General features: G+C 61.5%; 25 protein-coding genes. 12 read left to right on the forward strand and 13 right to left on the reverse strand.

What is annotated here, in order from left to right; genetic code table 11:
* Positions 1 to 35 precede the first annotated feature (35 nt).
* Positions 36 to 995 (forward strand): MBL fold metallo-hydrolase, encoded by a 960-nt coding sequence (locus tag B9Z47_RS15420; RefSeq protein WP_108332117.1) that lies wholly within the window; start codon positions 36 to 38, stop codon positions 993 to 995.
* 113 nt (positions 996 to 1,108) lie between these two features.
* Here B9Z47_RS15420 and B9Z47_RS15425 read toward each other — a convergent pair whose 3' ends face one another.
* Both B9Z47_RS15425 and B9Z47_RS15430 read right to left on the reverse strand, forming a co-directional pair.
* On the reverse strand, positions 1,109 to 1,510 hold the full coding sequence (locus tag B9Z47_RS15425) for a type II toxin-antitoxin system VapC family toxin (protein ID WP_108332118.1): 402 nt from the start codon (positions 1,508 to 1,510) through the stop codon (positions 1,109 to 1,111).
* A complete protein-coding gene (locus tag B9Z47_RS15430; RefSeq protein WP_108332119.1) occupies positions 1,507 to 1,689 on the reverse strand; it encodes a hypothetical protein in 183 nt (60 codons plus the stop codon). Before B9Z47_RS15430 ends, B9Z47_RS15425 begins: the two co-directional genes overlap by 4 nt.
* Before the next feature lie 80 nt (positions 1,690 to 1,769).
* Between B9Z47_RS15430 and B9Z47_RS15435 the strand changes: the two genes are divergently transcribed.
* From B9Z47_RS15435 to B9Z47_RS15445, 3 genes are all read left to right on the forward strand, one after another.
* Complete coding sequence (locus tag B9Z47_RS15435; RefSeq protein WP_108332120.1) at positions 1,770 to 2,765, forward strand: aldo/keto reductase; 996 nt, start codon at positions 1,770 to 1,772, stop codon at positions 2,763 to 2,765.
* Between the two features lie 105 nt (positions 2,766 to 2,870).
* Positions 2,871 to 3,134, forward strand: a complete 264-nt coding sequence (locus B9Z47_RS15440; protein ID WP_146185817.1) for a type II toxin-antitoxin system Phd/YefM family antitoxin — start codon at positions 2,871 to 2,873, stop codon at positions 3,132 to 3,134.
* 3 nt (positions 3,135 to 3,137) lie between these two features.
* The gene (locus B9Z47_RS15445) at positions 3,138 to 3,593 is read left to right on the forward strand and encodes a PIN domain-containing protein (protein WP_199226435.1); all 456 of its coding nucleotides are present in this window, start codon (positions 3,138 to 3,140) and stop codon (positions 3,591 to 3,593) included.
* 54 nt (positions 3,594 to 3,647) lie between these two features.
* On the opposite strand, the gene yegQ is transcribed toward B9Z47_RS15445, so the two are convergent.
* Positions 3,648 to 5,015, reverse strand: a complete 1,368-nt coding sequence (yegQ, locus tag B9Z47_RS15450; protein WP_108332122.1) for a tRNA 5-hydroxyuridine modification protein YegQ — start codon at positions 5,013 to 5,015, stop codon at positions 3,648 to 3,650.
* Positions 5,016 to 5,081: 66 nt separating this feature from the next.
* Between yegQ and B9Z47_RS15455 the strand changes: the two genes are divergently transcribed.
* The 3 genes from B9Z47_RS15455 to B9Z47_RS15465 all read left to right on the forward strand — a co-directional run bounded on the left by B9Z47_RS15455 (position 5,082) and on the right by B9Z47_RS15465 (position 8,406).
* Entirely contained in the window at positions 5,082 to 6,332 is a 1,251-nt protein-coding gene (locus tag B9Z47_RS15455; protein ID WP_108332123.1) for an FAD-dependent monooxygenase, read from the forward strand.
* A 139-nt stretch (positions 6,333 to 6,471) separates the two neighbouring features.
* Positions 6,472 to 6,810 (forward strand): helix-turn-helix domain-containing protein, encoded by a 339-nt coding sequence (locus B9Z47_RS18765; protein ID WP_199226437.1) that lies wholly within the window; start codon positions 6,472 to 6,474, stop codon positions 6,808 to 6,810.
* 366 nt (positions 6,811 to 7,176) lie between these two features.
* Entirely contained in the window at positions 7,177 to 8,406 is a 1,230-nt protein-coding gene (locus B9Z47_RS15465) for a lytic murein transglycosylase (RefSeq protein ID WP_108332124.1), read from the forward strand.
* 97 nt (positions 8,407 to 8,503) lie between these two features.
* Here the strand turns inward: B9Z47_RS15465 and B9Z47_RS15470 are convergent, their stop codons facing one another.
* From B9Z47_RS15470 to B9Z47_RS15505, 8 genes are all read right to left on the reverse strand, one after another.
* Positions 8,504 to 10,771, reverse strand: coding sequence for a xanthine dehydrogenase family protein molybdopterin-binding subunit (locus B9Z47_RS15470; RefSeq protein ID WP_108332125.1), 2,268 nt, complete (start codon positions 10,769 to 10,771; stop codon positions 8,504 to 8,506).
* Positions 10,768 to 11,250 carry a (2Fe-2S)-binding protein gene (locus B9Z47_RS15475; RefSeq protein WP_108332126.1) on the reverse strand — a complete coding sequence of 161 codons (483 nt, stop codon included), beginning with the start codon at positions 11,248 to 11,250 and terminating at the stop codon, positions 10,768 to 10,770. The genes B9Z47_RS15470 and B9Z47_RS15475 overlap by 4 nt, the downstream gene beginning before the upstream one ends.
* Positions 11,251 to 11,408: 158 nt before the next feature.
* Positions 11,409 to 12,296 (reverse strand): tryptophan 2,3-dioxygenase, encoded by an 888-nt coding sequence (kynA, locus tag B9Z47_RS15480; RefSeq protein ID WP_108332127.1) that lies wholly within the window; start codon positions 12,294 to 12,296, stop codon positions 11,409 to 11,411.
* Between the two features lie 10 nt (positions 12,297 to 12,306).
* Positions 12,307 to 13,593: a kynureninase gene (gene kynU / locus B9Z47_RS15485; protein ID WP_199226439.1), complete on the reverse strand. Its 1,287-nt coding sequence runs from the start codon at positions 13,591 to 13,593 to the stop codon at positions 12,307 to 12,309.
* Between the two features lie 23 nt (positions 13,594 to 13,616).
* The gene (kynB, locus tag B9Z47_RS15490) at positions 13,617 to 14,243 is read right to left on the reverse strand and encodes an arylformamidase (protein ID WP_108332128.1); all 627 of its coding nucleotides are present in this window, start codon (positions 14,241 to 14,243) and stop codon (positions 13,617 to 13,619) included.
* A gap of 68 nt (positions 14,244 to 14,311) precedes the next feature.
* A complete protein-coding gene (locus tag B9Z47_RS15495; RefSeq protein ID WP_108332129.1) occupies positions 14,312 to 14,620 on the reverse strand; it encodes a YkgJ family cysteine cluster protein in 309 nt (102 codons plus the stop codon).
* A gap of 45 nt (positions 14,621 to 14,665) precedes the next feature.
* Positions 14,666 to 15,634, reverse strand: a complete 969-nt coding sequence (argF, locus tag B9Z47_RS15500) for an ornithine carbamoyltransferase (RefSeq protein ID WP_108332130.1) — start codon at positions 15,632 to 15,634, stop codon at positions 14,666 to 14,668.
* Positions 15,631 to 16,833, reverse strand: a complete 1,203-nt coding sequence (locus B9Z47_RS15505) for an aspartate aminotransferase family protein (protein ID WP_108332131.1) — start codon at positions 16,831 to 16,833, stop codon at positions 15,631 to 15,633. Before B9Z47_RS15505 ends, argF begins: the two co-directional genes overlap by 4 nt.
* A 187-nt stretch (positions 16,834 to 17,020) precedes the next feature.
* On the opposite strand from B9Z47_RS15505, the gene B9Z47_RS15510 reads away from it, so the two are divergent.
* Positions 17,021 to 17,350, forward strand: coding sequence for a DUF3579 domain-containing protein (locus B9Z47_RS15510; RefSeq protein WP_108332132.1), 330 nt, complete (start codon positions 17,021 to 17,023; stop codon positions 17,348 to 17,350).
* A gap of 21 nt (positions 17,351 to 17,371) precedes the next feature.
* Here B9Z47_RS15510 and B9Z47_RS15515 read toward each other — a convergent pair whose 3' ends face one another.
* Together B9Z47_RS15515 and B9Z47_RS15520 are read right to left on the reverse strand one after the other, a co-directional pair.
* On the reverse strand, positions 17,372 to 17,824 hold the full coding sequence (locus B9Z47_RS15515) for a hypothetical protein (protein ID WP_108332133.1): 453 nt from the start codon (positions 17,822 to 17,824) through the stop codon (positions 17,372 to 17,374).
* Positions 17,825 to 17,832: 8 nt separating this feature from the next.
* Positions 17,833 to 18,354 carry a GNAT family N-acetyltransferase gene (locus B9Z47_RS15520; protein ID WP_108332134.1) on the reverse strand — a complete coding sequence of 174 codons (522 nt, stop codon included), beginning with the start codon at positions 18,352 to 18,354 and terminating at the stop codon, positions 17,833 to 17,835.
* Between the two features lie 137 nt (positions 18,355 to 18,491).
* Between B9Z47_RS15520 and rpsP the strand changes: the two genes are divergently transcribed.
* The 4 genes from rpsP to rplS all read left to right on the forward strand — a co-directional run bounded on the left by rpsP (position 18,492) and on the right by rplS (position 20,701).
* Positions 18,492 to 18,743 (forward strand): 30S ribosomal protein S16, encoded by a 252-nt coding sequence (rpsP, locus tag B9Z47_RS15525; protein WP_090045429.1) that lies wholly within the window; start codon positions 18,492 to 18,494, stop codon positions 18,741 to 18,743.
* Positions 18,744 to 18,759: 16 nt separating this feature from the next.
* Entirely contained in the window at positions 18,760 to 19,377 is a 618-nt protein-coding gene (gene rimM, locus B9Z47_RS15530) for a ribosome maturation factor RimM (RefSeq protein WP_108332135.1), read from the forward strand.
* A gap of 25 nt (positions 19,378 to 19,402) precedes the next feature.
* On the forward strand, positions 19,403 to 20,200 hold the full coding sequence (gene trmD, locus B9Z47_RS15535; protein WP_108332136.1) for a tRNA (guanosine(37)-N1)-methyltransferase TrmD: 798 nt from the start codon (positions 19,403 to 19,405) through the stop codon (positions 20,198 to 20,200).
* Positions 20,201 to 20,317: 117 nt separating this feature from the next.
* Positions 20,318 to 20,701 (forward strand): 50S ribosomal protein L19, encoded by a 384-nt coding sequence (gene rplS / locus B9Z47_RS15540; RefSeq protein ID WP_062405559.1) that lies wholly within the window; start codon positions 20,318 to 20,320, stop codon positions 20,699 to 20,701.
* Positions 20,702 to 20,924: the final 223 nt, after the last annotated feature.

Raw genomic sequence — 20,924 nt, forward strand, 5'->3', positions numbered from 1 at the left:
ATTCTGATTACTGAATTTTTTCAGGAGACACCGTCATGAACCGCCGTCATTTTCTGGGCGCAGGCCTGGCCAGCGCCACCGCCCTGAGCTTCTCATCCGTTTGGTCGCAGGGCACCCCCCAATTCGGTGCGCCCGATTTGCCTGCGGTGGGTTTTCGACGCATGAAGCTGGGCAGCATGGAGATCATTGCGCTCAACGATGGTGCAACGCGCCGCCCCTTGGGGCAAGAGTTTGTGCCCGCCGTGCCGCTGGACAATGTGAAGGCGCTGCTGGCTTCGCAAAACCTGCCCACCGATTACATCGATGTGCCTTACACGCCGTTCTTGCTGGTCAACGGCAACCAGCGTTATTTATTCGACACCGGTTTTGCCGACAACGGCCCGCCCACCACCGGCAAGCTGCTGGGCAACCTGGCGGCCGCTGGCTTCAAGCCGGAAGACATCAACAACGTGGTGTTGAGCCATTTCCATGGCGACCACATCAATGGCTTGCGCTTTAAAAACGGCAATTTGGTGTACCCGAATGCCCGCGTGCATGTGCCTGCGCCCGAGCACGCTTTCTGGACGGATGAAGCCCGCATCGCGGCAGCGCCTGCGCAGATGCAAGGTGCTTTTGGGGCCGTCAAGCGTGCGCTGACGGGCTTGACGTCTGACCAGCTGGTCAAGTTTGAGCCGGGCAGCACCGTGGCCCCGGGCATCCAGTCGGTGGCCGCGTTTGGCCACACGCCTGGCCACACCTTGTTCACCGTGCGCTCAGAAGGGCAGTCGTTTGCGTATGTGGCCGACATCACCAACGTGCCATCTTTGTTTGCGCGCAACCCCGACTGGGCTGTGCTGTTTGACATGAACCCCGACATGGCCCGCCAAAGCCGCCGCCGCATTTTTGACATGCTGGTCAAGGAAAAAATGATGGCCGGTGGTTTCCATTTCCCGTTCCCGGCTTTTGGCTCCATCACGCCCTCGGGCAATGGCTACCAGTTTGTGCCGGTGGCCTGAGCAGGCTTTGCAGCTTTGCACCCCAAAGCCCGTGCCTGGTGGTTCGGGCTTTTTTACTTGTGCAACAGATCAGGGGGGCGTCGTCTGCGGTCAGACAAGTCGGCACTTGGCCCTCATGCCGCCAGTAGCTTCACCTTGCGTTTTTGGGCCTTGAGCAGTTTGACGGCTTGTTGGTCGAAAGTCACAAATTCTGTGCCGCCCAACAAGTCGCCTTCGGCCGCCATCACACCATCGGCAAAGTCGCCTCCACTCTCCAGCAGGGCCAACCCGGCCAGCACCGTGGGCGTGTGGCAGACCACTTGCCGCACTTGCAGCAGCGTGCGCAGGGCATGCGCCACCTGTGCTGGCGTGTAGCGGGAACCGCGCAGCAACACCCACACCATTTCGCACAGCGCCGGGGTGGGCACCGCGATCAAACTGGCCTTTTGCAGCACACGCAGCGCCAGTGCGGCTTGTGCAGGATCGTCTTGTGTGGCCAGTCGCACCAGCACATTCGTGTCGAGCGTGACTTTCATGACTGGCCAGTCCAGCCGTTGGCGATGATGGCATCCATGTCATCGACGCTGAGTGCTTTGGGTGGCGGTGGCAAGCAGCCCGCGAAGGCCTCTAAACCTTCGGGGGCCTTGGCTTGCAATGTCAACACGCCATTGGCTTGTTTGTGAATCTCCACCTGCTGACCCGGTGCAATGCCCAAGTCTCTTCAGAGGTGACAGCACCAGCGAAGCATTGCGTTTAGCCTTGGCTAACTGACTTCCTCCGCCAAGGATATTGACCATGAAAACCACCACCCTGGGTAAAAGCCCACTGAAAGTTTCTCGCCTGTGCCTGGGCACCATGATGTTTGGCGACCAAACGTCCCTGGACGACGCCCGCCACATCGTGGCCGATGCGCAAGAAAAAGGCTGCAACTTCATCGACACCGCCGATGTTTACACGCTCGGAAAATCCGAAGAGATCGTGGGCCAGGTGCTTCAGGGGCAGCGCCATCGCTGGGTGCTGGCCAGCAAGGTCGGTAACGCCATGTCGGATCTGCCCAACACCCAAGGCTACTCGCGCAGCTGGATGCTTCGGGCCTGTGAAGACAGTCTGCGCCGTTTGGGCACCGATCATCTGGACATTTATTACCTGCACCGCGACTACAACGGCATGAACCTGGAAGAGCCGCTTCGGGCCATTGAAGCCCTGCTGCGCGACGGCAAGATCCGTTATTGGGGCGTGTCCAATTTCCGGGGCTGGCGCATTGCCGAGATGGTCCACCTGGCCCGCCAGATGAACATGCCCGGCCCCGTGGTGTGCCAGCCTTATTACAACCTGCTCAACCGCTTGCCCGAGGTGGAAATTCTGGAGGCCTGCGGGCATTACGGCCTGGGCGTGGTGCCCTACAGCCCGATTGCACGCGGCGTGTTGACGGGCAAATACTCACCCGGCCAGGCCCCCGCAGAGGGCAGCCGCGCAGCGCGTGGCGACAAGCGCATTCTGGAGACGGAGTTCCGTGAAGAGTCGCTGCAAATTGCGCAAACGCTTAGGCAGCATTGCGAGGCCAAAGGCGTGTCGCTGGCGCACTTTGCCACCGCCTGGGTGCTGGCCAACCGCCATGTGAGCGCGGTCATCGCCGGGCCGCGCACGCTGGCCCAATGGCAAGACTATGCGGGCGCTTTGGAGGTGAGCCTCACTGCCGAAGACGAGGCCTTGGTCAACAGCCTGGTGGCCCCCGGGCACCCGTCGACGCCGGGGTACAACGACCCTTCTTATCCGTTGAATGGGCGCTGAAATCCAGACCTCTGTGACTCCTTGGCTGTCCATCGGGGCAGCGGTGTTCATTGACAAACATCATTGAAATTCTGTACAGTCTGTACATAAGTCAAGGAGTTGGCCATGTCAGACACCCCGCAATACGGACTCGAACAAGCTCGGGCACAGCTTCCGCTCATCGCCTCAGAAGCGGTGGCGGGTTACAGCAGTGTGATCACGCGCCACGGCAAGCCGGTGGCGGTGGTGGTGCCGGTGGACCAATGGCGCGAGCAGCAAGCCCGCTCACTCCAGCAGGGGGGTGTTTTGGCCTTGCGCGGCACGGGGCGCGGCTTGTGGCCAGAGGGTGCGGCGAATTCGGTGGCGCAGCTGCGCGATGAGTGGGCCTGAGCGGTGGCGACCCGCGCCCGAGTCCGTGCTTCGGCGTCCCTGTGGGGTGGCCTGAGCGAAGGGGCCAGCGTGCTGGTGGACACCGCGCCCTGGATTTACCTGCTCGAAGACCATGCCGAATTTGCGCCCCGTTTTGTGGGCCTGTTTGAGGCGGCAGAGCGTGGCCAGATTCAGCTGGCTTTGAGCACCGTGACCTTGGCCGAAGTGCTGACAGGGCCTTTCAAGGCGGGTCAGACGGCCTTGGCCAAACGCTACGAAACGGCTTTGAGCGCGTACCAGGTGGTGCCTTTGTCGGCGGCTGTGGCCAGTTTGGCGGCGCAGTTGCGGGCGTCATACCGCCTCAAGCTGCCCGACGCGGTGCAACTGGCCACGGCACTGCAGATGGGCGCAGCGGCGTTGGTCACGCATGACCGGGACTTTTCTGCTGTGCAGGGCTTGCCAGTGTTGATGGGCGAGTAGCGCGGGCGTTTGGGGCCTCTGGCCCCTGCAAGATTCGGGTCAGCGCATGGAGGTTCAGAACATTCGGGCGATCAAAGCACCTTCGGCCGGGCCGTCCAGCGGAATCCACACCTTGAGCGGGTTGCCCGCCGCCACGGCGATGGCTTCGCCTTTTTCGCTTTTCATTTGGGTCAGAGGCACTTTGCGGTTGCCACTGGGGTGAATGATCTCGATGGTGTCGCCCACCGAGAATTTGTTTTTGGTCTCGACCAGCGCCCAGCCGTCGCCCACCGAGCGCACCTCGCCCACAAACTGGCTGCGGTGGCCGACCGAGTGGCCGGTTTCGTAGTTTTGATAATCCTGCGCGGGGCGGCGCTCCAAAAAGCCCGAGGTGTAGCCGCGTGAGGCCAGGCCATCGAGTTCGCTGATCAGCTCGGGGTTGAAGGGGCGTCCGGCCACGGCGTCGTCAATCGCCCGGCGGTAGACCTGCGCGGTGCGGCTCACGTAATACAGGCTCTTGGTGCGGCCTTCGATCTTGAGCGAGTCCACACCGATCTTGACCAGGCGCTCGATTAGTTCCACCGCCCGCAGGTCCTTGCTGTTCATGATGTAGGTGCCGTGCTCGTCTTCCATGATGGGCATGAGCGCACCGGGCCGGTTGGCTTCTTCGATCAGGTACACCTTGTCGGCGGCCGGGTGGCGCTGCCCGTCACCGCAGGCCGAGAAGTTCTTCTCGGCGGCTTCTTGCTCTTGTTCAAAGCTGAAATCGCCCTCCATGCGGGTGGGTTTGACTTCGCCGGAATCGGTTTCGTCGGTGGCTTCTTGTGTGCCGTAGCTCCAGCGGCAGGCGTTGGTGCAGGTGCCCTGGTTGGGGTCGCGCCGGTTGAAGTAACCCGACAGCAGGCAGCGGCCCGAGTAAGCGATGCACAGCGCGCCGTGCACGAACACCTCCAGCTCCATGTCCGGGCATTCCTGGCGGATTTTTTCGACTTCGTCCAGGCTCAGTTCGCGGCTCAGGATGATGCGGGCCACGCCCATTTTTTGCCAGAACTTGACCGCCGCCCAGTTCACGGTGTTGGCCTGGACCGAGAGGTGTATGGGCATTTCGGGCCATTTCTCACGCACCATCATGATCAGGCCGGGGTCGGCCATGATCAGGGCGTCGGGCTTCATGGCGATCACCGGTTCGATGTCGCGCAGGTAGGTGCGCACCTTGTCGTTGTGCGGCAGCAGGTTGCTGGTGACAAAAAACTTTTTGCCCCGGGTGTGCGCCTCGGCAATGCCGATGCCGATCTGCTCCAGTTTGAATTCGTTGTTGCGCGCTCGCAGGCTGTAGCGGGGTTGGCCGGCATAAATCGCATCGGCACCAAAGTCGTAAGCGGCGCGCATTTTGTCGAGCGAGCCGGCGGGCAATAAAAGTTCGGGGGATTTGATCGCGGTCATAGCCTTTGATTGTCCAATTTTTTGAACCTGCCACGCGCCGTGCACAATTGACGAATGACAAGAAACATGGCCGAAACAGGGCTCAAACAGGTGTTGATCGCAGGCGGCGGCATTGGCGGCTTGGCTGCGGCGTTGGCCTGTGCGCGGCAGGGCGTGCCGGTGCAGCTGCTGGAGCGGGCGGCGCAGCTGAGCGAGGTGGGCGCGGGCATCCAGATCGGACCGAACGTGACGCGCATTTTGAAGGCTTGGGGTTTGGGGGATGCGCTGGCGCAGGTGGCGGCTTTTCCGAAGCGCTTGCAAGCGAGGGACGCACGGACCGGGCAGGTGCTCGGCCGTTTGCGTCTGGGCGAACGGGCGCAGGCCCTGTATGGCGCGCCTTACGCCACCATCCACCGGGCCGATTTGCAGGGCTTGTTGTACGACGCGGCGAAGGCGGCGGGCGTGGATGTGCGCCTGGGCCAAACCGTGCAGGGCTGGCGCGAGACCGCCGAGGGTCTTGCCGTGACCACGGCACAAGAGCTGGTCGCTGGTGTAGCCCAACAGCGCGGGGAGTCCGCCGCAAAAGAGCCCCCGTTGATGGCCGATGTGTTGATCGGTGCCGATGGCGTGTGGAGCGCCGTGCGCCAGCAATTGCTGGGCGATGGCCCGGCGCGATTTACCGGACATTTGGCGTACCGGGCGCTGGTGGCGCAGGCCGATTTGCCCACGCATTTGCGCAGTGACCAAGTCACCGTCTGGATGGGGCCGCGCCTGCATGTGGTGCATTACCCGGTGCGCGGCGGTGAATGGCTGAATTTGGTGGCCATCGTGCATGGCGATAAACCCGCACAAGCCGATGCATGGGACGCTGCAGGCCATGCCCAAGCGCTGATGCAAGCCTTGGGGGCCGTTTCAGGTGTGGTGGGCCAGGATTTGCATGAGCGTCTGGCCTCGGTTCCGTCTTGGCGGCAATGGGCGCTGCACGACCGTGCACCCATGACGGCGGCGCGTGAAATGGCCCAAGGCCGTGTGGCCCTGCTGGGTGACGCGGCCCACCCGATGCGGCCTTATTTGGCGCAAGGCGCAGGCATGGCCATCGAAGACGCGCAGGTGCTGGCGCAGTGCTTGGCCCAAGGCTCGGGCAGTGTGGTGCAGCGCTTGCAGGCCTATGCCGAGCAACGCTGGGCGCGCAATGCCCGCGTGCAAGCGCGTGCGATCCGCAACGGCCGCATCTTCCACGCCACCGGCCCTGTGGCCATGGGCCGCAACCTGTCGATGCGACTGATGGGCGAGCGGCTGATGGATGTGCCTTGGTTGTATGGAGAGGAAATGAAGTGAATGGCGAGGCGCGAAAATGGCCTGAGCATGGATCACGCCTGCCATGAACCAGCGGATTGAAGGGCCAATGTTGATCTAACATTCATCAGACAATCTTTGATGAATGTCCCCGGTTTGCGTCCATTCCATAAGGCATCGCTTGATTCGAAATTCAGAATCCCTCACCGTCGAATTCAAAAGCGACCGCAAGCGCCTGTCGGATGCCGAGCTGGTCGAGGCCTTGGTGTGCCTGGCCAACACCGAAGGCGGCGAGCTGTGGCTGGGTGTGGAGGACGATGGTCAAGCCACGGGCCTGCATGCCGAACAGATGTTGCTGAGTTACATCCGCCAACATGGGCAGATCAAGCGGGCGGAGGTCATGGCGCTTTGCCGGCTGACGGAAGGGCAGGCCAAGCATTTGCTGAAAAGAATGTCTGATGCAAAGCAGATCGTGATGCGCAGGCATGGCAATTTGACGGCTTATGTCGAATCGCAGTGACTCATGTGTCGCCCGCTTCGGATGATCTTCGGATCATTTGAATTTCATAAGTCATTGATTTTTAATGATATTTCCCAAATTCCACGTTGGACAAGTCCTTGCGGATCAAAATAAACGGGGGTTTTTTTCGGACATATGACACCTCTCAAACGCGCTCTCATCGAAAAAGCGGGCAAGACCGTTACCGCCAGGCCATGCTCGAATATTTGCTCCATCGCAGTGACCAGTTCCAAAATGTGAATGCTTTGATGGTCTGAAATTCACATCCTTTCCTCCAAAGGCCAGGCCTTTGGCCGTGTGCCCGCTTGACGCTGTACAGTCGCTGGCGCGCAATCAGACACATTCAAAACTTCAGGGACTTTTTTCATGACACCAAGTCAATCGAACCCATGCACTGCAGCCTGGGTACGGACCGCCTGCATCAGTGCGGTTTTGGCCGTCTCTTGGCTCGCACCCACCGCCTGGGCGCAAAGCACCGATTTGTCGGCCTGCATGGCCGAGTTGCGCCCGGCAGCACGCAGCGGCAAAGTGAGCGACGCCACCTGGTCGCGCCACACGGCGGGGCTGCAGGCCGACTTCAGCGTCATTGAAAAGCTGAACTTCCAGCCCGAATTTCGCACCGCCATTTGGGACTACATGTCGGCCCTGGTGGACGAAGAGCGTGTGGCCGATGGCAAGGCCCGCCTGACTGAACACCGCCAGGCGCTCGAACGCGCCGAGCAACGCTTTGGCGTGGACGCGGCCACGGTGGTCGCGGTTTGGGGTGTGGAGAGCAATTTCGGCCAGACCTTTGGCAAATACCCGCTGGTGCAGGCGCTGGGCACACTGGCGTGTCACGGGCGGCGGCAAAGCTATTTCCGGGGCGAGTTTTTCTCGGCGCTGCGTATTTTGCAGGCCGGCCACATCGCGCCCGAGCGTTTGGTGGGTTCGTGGGCGGGGGCCTTTGGCCACACCCAGTTCATGCCCAGCACCTTCGAGCGCTTGGCGGTGGATTTTGACGGCGACGGCCGCGCCGACCTGATGGACAGCAGCGTGGACGCGCTGGGTTCGACCGCGAACTTTTTGGCCCGCGCGGGTTGGCAAAGTGGCTTGCCATGGGGCATTGAAGTCAAGCTGCCTGCAGGCATCTCTTTGGCAGGCGAGGGCCGACGCAGCAAACGCCTGGTGGCCGATTGGGCGGCGCGGGGCGTGCGCCGGGTGGACGGCTCGGCCTTGCCTGCCAGCCTGGGCCAAGTGGGTTTGCTGGCGCTGGCGGGGGCCAATGGCCCAGCGTTTTTGGTCACGCGCAATTTTGATGCGCTTTACAGCTACAACGCGGCCGAAAGCTATGGCCTGGCCATTGCCCACCTGAGCGACCGTTTGCGCGGCGGCGGCCCCTTCGCTACGCCCTGGCCGACCGATGACGCCGGCCTGTCCCGCGCCGAGCGGCGCGAGTTGCAAGGCCTGCTGGTGATGCGCGGCCACGACATCGGTCCCGTGGATGGCATGTTGGGCGATAAATCGCGCGAGGCGATCCGCGCCGAACAGCAGCGTTTGGGCATGGAGGCCAATGGCCGAGGCGGACAGAAAGTCCTCAAGGCTTTGCGCGGGGGGTGAGCGCCCGCCGTGTGCTGGCCGATTTTGCGTTGCACGCCCGGTTGGCCACGCTCTGTCTTTGCGGACGTAACTTGGCAGCCCGGCACTGCGCCGGACTTCACGCCACCAATGGCAATGTCCTTGACCGCTTGCCGGTCAAAGCAAACAGCGCATTGCCCACCGCCGGGGCCAGCGGCGGCACCGCCGGTTCGCCCACGCCTGCGGGGTGGCGGGTGCTGGGCACGATGTGGGTTTCCACCAGCGGGGCCTGGCTGAGCGTGACCATGGGGTAGCTCGGGAAGTTGCTTTGCTGCACCACGCCCGCCACGATGTCGATCTTGCCGAAGAGGGCGGCGCTCAGGCCATACAGCACGCTGCTTTCGACTTGCTGGGCCACGGTGTCTGGGTTGACCACGGTGCCGCAGTCGATGGCGCAGACCACGCGGTGCACGCGAATTTGTCCCTGGTCCAGCGACACCTCGGCCACTTGCGCCGTGATGGAGCCAAACGATTCGTGCAGCGCAATGCCTCGGGCATGACCGTCAGGCAGTGGCTTGCCCCAGCCTGCTTTTTGGGCGGCCAGTTTCAGCACGGCCGCATAGCGCGGGGCGTCTTTCAGCCAGTTCAAGCGGAAAGTCAGTGGGTCTTGCTTGGAGGCCACGGCCAGTTCGTCGATGAAACTTTCCGAGAAGAAGGCATTGTGTGAATGGCCGACCGAGCGCCAAAAGCCCACAGGCACGCCCGATTGGGTAGCCACATGGCTCATGTGCTGGCTGGCAAAGCCGTAGGGCAGGTCGAACAGGCCTTCGGCTGTGGTCTTGTCGGGCATGTCGATGGGGCCGGACAGGTGGGGCGCTGCACGCGCCATCCAGCGCGGCGTGATGGCGTCGCCCGCCGACTTGATGCGCAGGCTGGTGACTTCGCCTTTGTCGTCCAGTGAGGCCTGGAACTTGGCCAGGTGCATGGGGCGGTAAAAGTCGTGCCCCATGTCTTCTTCACGCGACCAGCTCAGCTGCACCGGTGCGCCATTGCAGGCCATCGCCACTTGCACTGACTGACCCACAAAGTCGACTTCGAGCCTGCGGCCAAAACCGCCGCCCAGGAGCGTCACATGCACGGTGACTTGGCTTTCTTTCACGCCCGTAACCTTGGCTGCCATGGCGCGTGCCATTTGGGGCACTTGTGTGGGCACCCAAATTTCGACTTGGCCGTCTTTGACTTGTGCGGTGCAGTTCATCGGCTCCATCGTGGCGTGGGCCAGATAAGGCGCTTGGTACAACGCGTCGATGCGGGTGGCGGCTGACTTTTCGGCTTGGCTGGGCACGCCTTGTTCGTGGAAGGTGAAGCCGCTTTCGGTGTTCAAGGCTTTGAGCAGGTCGGCCTGGATGCGGGTGGTGTCTGCTGCTGTGGTGCCGGGCGCTGCCCACTGCACCTGAATCGCTTGAGCACCTTGGCGGGCATGCCAGGTGCTTTTGCCCACCACGGCCAAGCCACCCGTGCCGCCGCCCCAGGCGTCGATCTGCACGACTTTTTCCACACCGGCGATGGCCAAAGCGGCTTTCGTGTTCATGGACGAGGCCGTGCCGCCCAGCACAGGGCTCATGCGCACGGCGGCAAACAGCATGCCGGGCAGGCGCACATCCAGCCCAAACTGGGCTTGGCCCGTGACCTTGCTCGGGATGTCGGTGCGTGCAGTAGGCTGGCCGATCAGCTTCCAGTCTTGGCGGGCTTTGGTGCTGATGCCTTGGGGCGTGGCGCCTGCAGCAGCTGCGGCCATCTCGCCGAAATGTGCGGTCTTGCCCGAAGCGTGCTTCATCAGGCCATTGGCGATGGTGATGTCGCTGGCAGGCACTTGCCATGCGGTGGCCGCTGCCTGCACCAGGCTGGCCCGCGCCGTGGCTGCGGCCATGCGCAGGGGGTCCCACAGGTCGGCGATGGTGGACGAGCCGCCGGTGGCGTTGATGCCCAGCTCGCGGGCCAATTTGCCCACGATCCATTCGGCCATCTTGATCTTGGTGGGTTTGTGCTCGCCTTCGCTGTCCAGCGGGTGAAAGGGCAAGCTGGCCACCAGCATGGCGACGTTGCCGTAAATGCTGTCGGCCCCGGCTTGCTCCAAGCGCACGCGGCCCAGCGGCACATCGAGTTCTTCGGCCACCAGCATGGCCAGCGCGGTGTGCACGCCCTGGCCCATCTCGCTGCGGGGCATGGCCAGGATGACGGTGCCATCCTTGGCGATCTTGATCCAGCCGTTCAGGGCCACATCGCCTTCGGTTTTGAGCATCAGCTCGGGCGAGCCCATGCGCGAACGGGCAGGCATCACGCCCCAGCCAACGACCAGTGCGCCAGTCGCGCCCAGGGCGCTCAAGATCCAGGTACGGCGTTTCATGCGGCACCGCCTTTCTGGTCGGTCGGGGATTGCATGGTTTTTGCGGCGCGGTGAATGGCGGCGCGCACGCGTTGGTAAGTGCCGCAGCGGCACAGGTTGGTCATGGCGATGTCGATTTCGGCATCGCTCGGGTTGGGGTTCTTGTCCAGCAGGGCGGCGGCCGCCATCAGCATGCCGCTTTGGCAGTAGCCGCATTGCGGCACTTGCTCGGCGATCCAAGCCGCCTGCAAAGGGTGGGGCTTTTCCGGGGTGCCCAAGGATTCGATGGTCCGAATTTTCTGATTCGCCACCGCAGACACCGGCATCACGCAAGAGCGCACAGGCTGTCCATCCACATGCACGGTGCAGGCCCCGCAAGCGGCCACGCCACAGCCGAATTTGGTGCCCGTCAAGTTCAGTTCATCGCGCAGCACCCACAGCAAGGGCATGCTGGGGTCGGCGTTGGCGGTGCGGCTTTCGCCGTTGATGTTCAGTTGCACGGTGGTTTCCCGGGAGTGTTGCTGGTGCGCGATGTTAACGGTCTGGGGGCTGTGTACGGCGGGTAGGAGAAATTTGAACCTGTAGGAGCCAATGCCTGGGGTTGGCTTCTGTCAATTCGTCATTTCTTGGGGGCGGCAGCTTCGCAGCGCTTTGGCGTTCAAAGCTGCGTGCGCAGCGTCCAGATTTCGGGGAACAGCACCACATCGAGCATCTTGCGCAGGTAGCTCACACCGCCGGTGCCCCCGGTGCCGCGCTTGAAGCCGATCACGCGCTCCACCGTGGTCACATGGCGGAAGCGCCACAAGCGAAAAGCGTCTTCCAAGTCGGTGAGTTCTTCGCCCAGTTGGTACAGGTCCCAGTGCTGCTGGGGGGCGCGGTAGACTTCAAGCCAGGCGTTTTCAACCGCAACGCTTGCCGGGTAGGGCTGACGCCAGTCGCGTTGCGTGTGGCTGTCGGGTACGGCCAAGCCACGTCGCTTTAAAAGGCGCAGGCATTCGTCGTACAGCGATGGCGCTTCGTAAGCGGCCTGCACGATGGCCGACAGGTCGGGCCGGTGGGCGTGGGGTTGCAGCATGGCGGCGTTTTTGTTGCCCATCGAAAATTCGATGCAGCGGTACTGCCAACTTTGAAAACCGCTCGACTGCGCCAGGTAGGGGCGGATCGCGCTGTACTCGGGCGGTGTCATGGTGGCCAGCACATCCCATGCGTGAACGAGTTGCTCCATGATCTTGCTGACGCGGGCCAGTTTTTTGAAGGCATCGGGCAGTTCGTCGGCCGCGATGTTGTGGATGGCCGCTTGCAGCTCGTGCAGCATCAGCTTCATCCACAACTCGCTGGTCTGGTGCTGCACGATGAACAGCATCTCGTTGTGGTCGGGCGAGAGCGGTTTTTGGGCGTTCAGGATGGCGTCGAGCTGCAGGTAGTCGCCATAACTCATGCGGCCGTCAAAGTCGAGCTGGGCTTTTTCTTCTTGCACGATGCGTTCGCCTTGCGCTGTGCTGGCGCTGGCCGTGTGGGCGGTGGATGAGAAAGGGCAAGAACTCATGACAGGTCTCTCAAGTCACGGCGTTCTTTTGCGCAAAGCGGGCGTCTTGCCATTCGCCGCTTTCCATGACTTGGCACAGGTGTTCAGCGGCCTGCCACACGTCGGCATAGCCCACATAAAGCGGCGTGAAGCCAAAGCGCAGGATGTCGGCGTGCTGGCCGCCATCGCCTGCACGGAAATCGCCAATCACGCCGCGTGCGATCAAGGCTTGCACGATGGCGTAAGCGCCTTCTGTACGCGTCAGGCTCACTTGCGAGCCGCGCAGGGCTTCTTGTGCGGGCGTGGCGATGCCAAAGTCGTGGCCGTGCAGGCGCGTGCGCACCAGCTGCATGAACAGGCCAGTGAGGGCCAGGGATTTTTGGCGCAGCGCGCTCATGCCGCCCAGTGCTTCAGCGGCCAAAAAGGCGTCAAGCCCGCAGTCGAGCGCCGTGAGGCTCAAGATGGGTTGCGTGCCGCATTGGTAGCGCGTGATGCCCTTGGCAGGCTGGTAGTCGGGGGTGAATGCAAAGGGCGCGGCATGGCCCCACCAACCGGCCAACGGTTGCCAAAATCGGTCGGTGTGTTGTGGGTGCACCCATACAAATGCCGGTGCGCCAGGGCCACCGTTGAGGTACTTGTAGCCGCAGCCCACCGCAAAGTCGGCGCCCGAGCCGTTCAGGTCGACCGGCACAGCACCCGCGCTGTGCGCCAGGTCCCACACGGTCAAAATGCCTTGCGCATGGGCTTGTGCCGTCACCGCTTGCATGTCGTGCATGGCCCCGGTGCGGTAGTTGACGTGCGTGAGCATCAGCACCGCCACGTCGGCCTGCAGCGCGGCGGCAATGTCTTGTGCTTCTACCAATTGCAAGGTGAAGCCACGCTCTTGGCACAAGGCCTCTGCGATGTAAAGGTCGGTCGGGAAGTTGCTGCGTTCGCTGACGATTTTGGTTTTGTGCGGGTGGTCGGCTTTGGCGATGTGGAGGGCTGCGGCCAGCACTTTGAACAGGTTGATCGAGGTGCTGTCGGCGGCCACCACTTCACCGGCTTGCGCGCCGATGACGCGGGCGATCTTGTCACCCACGCGCTGGGGCAGGTTGAACCAGCCTGCGGTGTTCCAGCTTTTGATCAGGTCTTGCCCCCACTCGTGTGTGACCGCATGGGCCACGCGGGCAGGGGCGGTTTTGGGCAGCACACCCAGCGAGTTGCCGTCCAAATAAATCACGCCGGGTGGCAAATCGAATTGGTCGCGCAGGGCGCGCAGCGGGTCTTGTAGGTCCAACAGTTCGCAGTCTTGCAGGGTGGGGGTGAGGTTCATCATGGAGGTGGCTTTCAGATCGTTGTTCAAAGTTCGCGCAAGATCGCCCGCACAGGGCTGGCGTCGGCGGTCATGAGTTTGAGGGGCAGGGCGATCAGTTCGTAATCGCCTTCGGGCACCTCATCGAGCAGCAGGTTTTCCAGCACGCGCAAGCCGCGTTGGCGGATCATCTGGTGGCTGGGCAGCTGCTTGCTGTCGGCTGGGTCGATGCTGGCGCTGTCGGTGCCGATCAGCTGCACGCCCAAGTCGGCCAGGTGTTGCACAGTGGCTGGATGAAAGGCGGTGAGCTGGGTGTCGAAGTGTTGGTGCGGAAACTGGCGGTAGGTGCGCACCAACACCCGTGCAGGCACCTCGTTCAGAGCGTGCTGCAAATGCCCAACAGTGATCAAGGGGCCAGAGTCCAGCGCGTGGATGACGCGGCAGCGGCCCAGAAAGGGCAGCAGGTCCAAAGCGCCCACCGCCGCGCCTTGCGGGTCGTAATGCAGCGGGGCATCGGCATGCGCGCCCACATGGGGCGACAGGGTGATGGCGCTCACGTTCACGGGGCAGTCGTCAGACAGCGTGGCGGCCCATTGCTGGGTGTAGGGCGTGTCGCCCGGAAAGACCGGGCTTTTCGCATCGACGGGCGGAGAAATGTCCCAAAGTTTTTTCATGGTGTGCGAAGGTAGCACTTGAGAAAAAACCGTGGTGTCGGTTATTTCCAACACCCGCCAAAAAGACTTCAGCCGTTCAGTGCAGGCAGGCCTTGTCGGCGGCGTGCTTGCTCGCAGGCGGGGCTGCCTTCCTCGAATTCCCGGCAGGGCGAGGGACGCCATTCGTAGATGCCGCAAATGGCTTTTTCGCCCGTTTTGCCATACAGCGCAGCACAGCGCGGTGGGCTGTGGTCGGTGCCGCGCATGCGGCAAGTGTGTTCAGTGATGGGCGAGGCCAACCCGGCCGGCACATCGCCGCCGCCTTCTTCGTATTCGTAGACGGAAAAGTCCACCCGAAAGCTCACGCAGCAAGCGCCGCAAGTGGTGCAGTTGGACATGGCATGAAGAGCGGATGGACTCCGGAGCGAGTCCGGGGTGACAAATCAGGCTTGGACGCGGCCGAGCAGCAAAAACTCCATGAGCGCCTTTTGCACATGCATGCGGTTTTCGGCTTCGTCCCAGACGACCGATTGCGGGCCATCAATGACTTCGGCGCTGACTTCTTCACCTCGGTGGGCGGGCAGGCAGTGCATGAACAGGGCGTCCGGTTTGGCGACTTGCATCATGGCTTCGTCCACGCACCAGTCGGCAAAGGCTTTCTTGCGCGCTTCGTTTTCGGCCTCGTAGCCCATGCTGGTCCACACGTCGGTGGTGACCAGGTCGGCACCCCGGCAGGCGTCTTGTGGGTTTTGGAAGATTTTGTAGCAGTCGGCGCTGCGCAAACCGGCCACGGCCTGGTCCACTTCGTAGCCGCTGGGCGTGCTCAGGTGCACCGTGAAGTCCAGCAACTCGGCCGCCTGCAACCAGGTGTTGGCCATGTTGTTGCCATCACCAACCCAAGCCACCACTTTGCCTTTGAGGTAAGACGGGTCAGGCTTGCCCTGGGCGTCTAGGCCCCGGTGCTCCAGCAGGGTGAACAGGTCGGCCAGGATCTGGCAGGGGTGAAATTCATTCGTCAGGCCGTTGATGACGGGCACGCGCGAGTGAGAGGCAAAGCGCTCAATCTTGTCCTGCCCGAAGGTGCGGATCATGACAATGTCGGTCATGCGGCTGATGACGCGGGCGCTGTCTTCGATGGGTTCAGACCGACCCAGCTGGCTGTCGCCCGTGGTCAGGTGCACCACCGAGCCGCCCAGCTGGTACATGCCCGCTTCAAAGCTCACACGCGTGCGAGTGCTGGCTTTTTCAAAGATCATGGCCAGCGTGCGGTCGGCCAGTGGGTGGTACTTTTCGTAGGCCTTGAACTTGCGTTTGATCTCGGCAGCGCGTGTCAGCACATGCGCGTATTCGTCGGCGCTCAGGTCGGTGAATTGCAGGTAATGCCGCACGGGCGCTGGGGCGGGTGTGCTCATGGTTTTTCTGCCAAAAAGGTCTTGATCAAAGGCACCAAAATGGCCACGACTTCGTCGGCTTCGGCCTCGGTCATGATCAGTGGAGGTACCAGGCGGATCACGCTGTCGGCGGTCACGCTCAGCAGCAGCCCGGCTTCGGCAGCGCGGCTCCAGATGGCGCCGCAGGGGCGGTCGAGTTCCACACCTAACATCAGGCCCTGGCCACGGATTTCCTTAACGCCTTGAACGCCTGCCAATGCCTTTTCAAGGGCACCGCGCAAATGGTCGCCAACCCGCGCCGCGTTAGCCATCAGGCCGTCTTTTTCCATGATGCGGATGGTTTCGACCCCGGCGCGCATGGCCAACGGGTTGCCGCCAAAGGTGGTGCCGTGGTTGCCGGGCTGAAAGATGTTGGCGGCCTTGGGGCCAGCCACCACCGCGCCGATCGGCACGCCCGAGCCCAGGCCCTTGGCCAGCGGCATCACATCAGGCACGATGCCTGCCCACTGGTGGGCAAACCACTTGCCGGTGCGACCCATGCCGCACTGCACTTCGTCGATCATCATGAGCCAGTCGTTCTGGTCACACAGGGCGCGCACTTGTTTCAGGTATTCAATGCGCATCGGGTTGACGCCGCCTTCGCCCTGGATGGTTTCCATGAACACGGCCACCACATTGGGGTTGCCTTGTGTGGCTTTTTTCAGGGCTTCGATGTCGTTGACCGGCACGCGCACAAAGCCTTCAAGCATGGGGCCAAAGCCGGTTTTGAGCTTTTCATTCGCTGTGGCGCTCAGGGTGGCAATGCTGCGGCCATGGAAGGCTTTTTCATAAACCACGATTTCGGGCTTGTCGATGCCCTTGTCGTGACCAAATTTGCGGGCCAGTTTGATGGCGGCTTCGTTGGCTTCGAGGCCTGTGCAGCAGAAAAACACATTGGTCATGCCCGACAACTCAACCAACTTGGCCGCCAGCACCTCGGCATTGGGCACATGGAAATAGTTGCAGCTGTGGATCATCTTGCCCAGCTGGTCTTGCAGCGCGGGCACCAGCTCGGGGTGGTTGTGACCCAAGGTGTTCACCGCAATGCCGGCCAGCGCGTCCAGATAGGACTTGCCATTGACGTCCCAGACTCGGCAACCCTGTCCATGGCTGAGTGCGATCGGCAGTCGGCCATAGGTGTTCATGGTGTGCGGTGAGGCGGCTTCAATGAAAGCGGACATGCGTGAACTCCTGAAATAAAAATCGGCCCAACGAAGAGGGCCGCTGAAATGAGATTCTAGAGGCAGTTTGATGACAACTTCGTGAGCGCTGTCATCGGTTTGAAGTCTTATATAAGATACAATACTTGGGTTAACCCGCATACGGCGATCCCGTGCGGCGAGTCTCACCTCAACACACCTCTATCCGATGGTTTCCAATACGGCCAAAGAAGTTTTCATCCAGGGCATCACCGAGGATGGCAAACCTTTCAGACCCAGCGACTGGGCAGAACGCTTGGCGGGCGTCATGAGCCCTTTTCGCCCCGGCGGAGCCACGCCCGGTAGCCACTTGAGCTATTCACCTTGGTGCATTCCCACCACGCTGGGCGGCGTGAAATGTGTCGTCGTCAACCACGAGCTGCGTGAGCACCACGTCATGGCTTGGGATTTTGTGATGAATTTTGCCCGCGACAACCACTTGCAAGTCGTTGAAGCGTGCTTTCTGCCCGACCCCATGACTGGGGACAGCAGAAAATAAACGACAGTTTCCGGGGCTGTTTTAAGTGGGTTGGCTGAGCTCGCGGGCCGCTTCAATCTGGTATTCAAAATAACGTTGAAAGCTGAAGACCAGGCTGGCCATTAAAACGGTGGTGCCCAGCAGCAAGGCTGTGGCGATGCCAATGATGGTGCCCCATTGCGTGCGACCCGCTGGCAATTGTGAATCGGTCTGGGGGTTGAATTTGGCGTTCCATTTCTCGATGGGCGTCAGGCCATACACGATGGCGTTCAGGGCGCAGCCTGCGATGGTGAAGCCCAGTAACGGGATGAGCATCCAGCTGAGTTGATCGTCCTGCCCCAATTGCTGCACACGTTCCAGCCCATAAAAACCGAGCGCCGTGGGAATCGGCAGCAGCCAGCCCAGCATGTCAGCGAAGCCATACAGGTAAAAACGGTGCAGGCCCAAGGGACCCGTCCAGAAAGCCAGCCAAGTCGCGATTGTTTTGTTTTTCATGGTGCCGATTATTGCGGAGCGGTGCTGTCGCCAGCGCCCAAAGGCTTTTCCATCATCACGACATCCAGCCAGCGGTCGAACTTCCAGCCGCAGGACTTGAGCACGCCGACATGGCTGAAACCCAAAGACGTGTGCACGCCGATGGATCCTGCGTTGGCTGAATCGCCAATGACCGCCAGAAATTTGCGCACGCCTGCGCGTTCGGCCTGGGCGCACAACTCGGCCAGCAGGGCCCGCCCCATGCCTTTGCGGTGAACGTCTGGGGCCATGTAAATCGAATCTTCGGCAGAAAAACGGTAAGCCGGTCGGGGCTTGAACCAGTTGCAATAAGCAAAACCGATCACGCGGCCCTCATCTTCTGCCACCAAGTAAGGCAGTCCTTTGGCCAACACGTCGGCTCGGCGACTGGCCATGTCGGCCTCTGTGGGCGGGTCGATCTCGAAAGTGCCGGTGCCCGTGAGCACGTGGTGGCGGTAAATGGCGGTGATGGCCGTGATATCTTCGTCGCGGCTAGGGCGGATCAGAGGCAAGGCAAGACTCCCGTTGTATAATGGTGGGCTTTTCAGTGTGTCACTGGCCGGGTGGCCAGTTGCGTGTCTCAAACGCTGAAGGATACCGGGCATCTGGGCAATTGTTCCCAAGAAGCCCAACCACCCAAGGATAAATCATGGTTGTTATTCGTTTGAACCGCGGCGGCTCTAAAGCACGTCCTTTCTTCAACATCGTCGTCGCCGACAAGCGCGTGCGTCGCGATGGTCGCTTCCTCGAGCGCATCGGTTTCTACAACCCCACAGCCAAAGGCGGTGAAGAAGGTCTGCGCATTGCACAAGACCGCTTGACTTACTGGAAGGGCGTTGGCGCCCAGGCTTCCCCCACCGTGGAACGCCTGATCCGTCAAGCTGGCAAAGCAGCTGCCTGATCGGCTCGCCTTGGTCATGCGTCCGCCTTTGGAAACAGCCGCCTTGCCGGCTGACGCCATTGAAATCGGGCGCATAGCCGATGCCTGGGGCATCAAAGGCTGGTTCAAGGTCTTGCCCCACAGCGCCTCGCCCGAGGCGCTTTTTTCTTCCAAGCGCTGGTTTTTGTTGCCGCCCGATCGGCCCATGAAACCCAAACGCGCGACTGAAATCGCAGCATCCAAAACCGAACAACTGGCTTGGACTGAGCCATTGCTGTTGTGCGTCAAGGAAGCCAAAGACCATTCGGATACCGTGGTGGCCTGTGCCCAGGACATCAACGACCGTAACGCCGCCGAGGCCCTGCGTGGTGCACGCATTTTTGTTCCGCGCTCTAGCTTTCCAACCGCTGCAGATGGCGAATACTATTGGGTCGACTTGATCGGCCTGCAAGTCGTCAACCGCGAAGGCGTCGACTTGGGTCAGGTGCGTGACCTCATGTCCACCGGGCCACAAACCGTATTGGTCATCGAAGCCACGCCCGAAACCGAAGGCGCCAAGCCCGTTGAGCGCATGATCCCGTTTGTCTCTGCTTTCGTCGATGGTGTGGACTTGCCCGGCAAGCGCATCACGGTGGACTGGCAGCCCGACTACTGATCGGCCCCGGCCGTGGAGGCCATCCATGCGCTTTGACATCATCACCCTGTTTCCCGAGCTGTTTGCGCCCCTGTTGACCAGCGGCATCACCCGCCGTGCTTACGAAAGTGGCTTGGTGGATGTGCATTTCTGGAATCCTCGGGACCACGCTGAAGGCAATTACCGCCGCATCGACGACCGCTCATTTGGCGGTGGTCCTGGCATGGTCATGCTGGCTGAACCCTTGTTCAAATGCCTGACGGCCATACGTACCGAGCGTCAAGAGGCCCATCCTGCCCCTCTGGTGCTGTTTTCGCCCATTGGGCAGGCGCTGAACCATTCTGCGGTCGCGCAGTGGTCGCACAGTGCGGGGGCCGTGTTGTTGTGCGGCCGCTATGAAGGCGTTGATCAGCGGTTCATTGACCAATATGTCGATCAGCAAATCAGTCTGGGTGACTTTGTGCTTTCGGGGGGCGAAATTGCCGCCATGGCTTTGCTCGATGCCGTGGCCCGTTTGCAGCCCGGGGTGCTCAATGACGAGGGTAGCCACCAGCTGGACAGCTTCAACCCGGCATTGGATGGTTTGCTGGACAGCCCGCACTACACGCGCCCCGAGCTTTGGCAGGACCATGCCGTGCCGGCCCCCTTGTTGTCGGGTCATCACGCGAACATTGCGCGATGGCGGCGGGAGCAAAGCCTGCACCTGACCGCACAGCACCGCCCCGAATTGCTGGAGCAAGCCCGTCTGTCAGGCAAACTGAGTCGTCAGGACGAAGCCTTCCTGAAACAGCTCAGGCATGACGCATCCGCTCCAGACAGCAGCATGGGTTCGAAAAAGCTATAATCAAAGGCTTTTCGATCCTCTACCCGCCGCGATTTGGCTCAGTCATGTTTTTTGCATGGCCTTTACAGCACAAAACGCCCCTTGTGTAGCGAGGCATGATCGGACGGAGTTCAAAAAATGAATTTGATTCAAACTCTTGAGCAGGAAGAAATTGCCCGTCTGGGTAAAGTGATTCCTGAATTTGCCCCCGGCGACACCGTGATCGTCAGCGTCAACGTGGTTGAAGGTGCGCGCAAGCGTGTCCAGGCCTACGAAGGTGTTGTGATCGCCAAGCGTAACCGTGGGCTGAACAGCGGCTTCACCGTGCGCAAGGTCTCCAGTGGCGAAGGTGTGGAACGTACGTTCCAGACTTACAGCCCCGTGATCGCCAGCATCGAAGTCAAGCGTCGTGGTGATGTTCGCCGCGCCAAGCTGTACTACCTGCGTGACCGCAGCGGCAAGTCGGCACGTATCAAGGAAAAGTTGCCTCAGCGCAAAGCAGCACCTGCTGCCAAAGCGTAAAGTCTTTTCGTTCATACGAAAAAACCGCCCGGGTTTGCGCCCAGGGCGGTTTTTTTATGGCCGGTTCAAAACGGCCAACCCATCCATTCGTCCGCAATCGGCATAGGGGGCCTCCCTGATGGGAGGCACCCCTGCCACACCACCCGGCATGCGGGTCCGCACCGGGCGGTTCGAGCGCTTGAGGTCAGGACAGCCTTGGCACCCCCAGCCGATCAAAGTACGC

This window comes from Limnohabitans sp. 2KL-1, assembly GCF_003063435.1.
In the GTDB taxonomy this organism is placed as follows: domain Bacteria; phylum Pseudomonadota; class Gammaproteobacteria; order Burkholderiales; family Burkholderiaceae_C; genus Limnohabitans_A.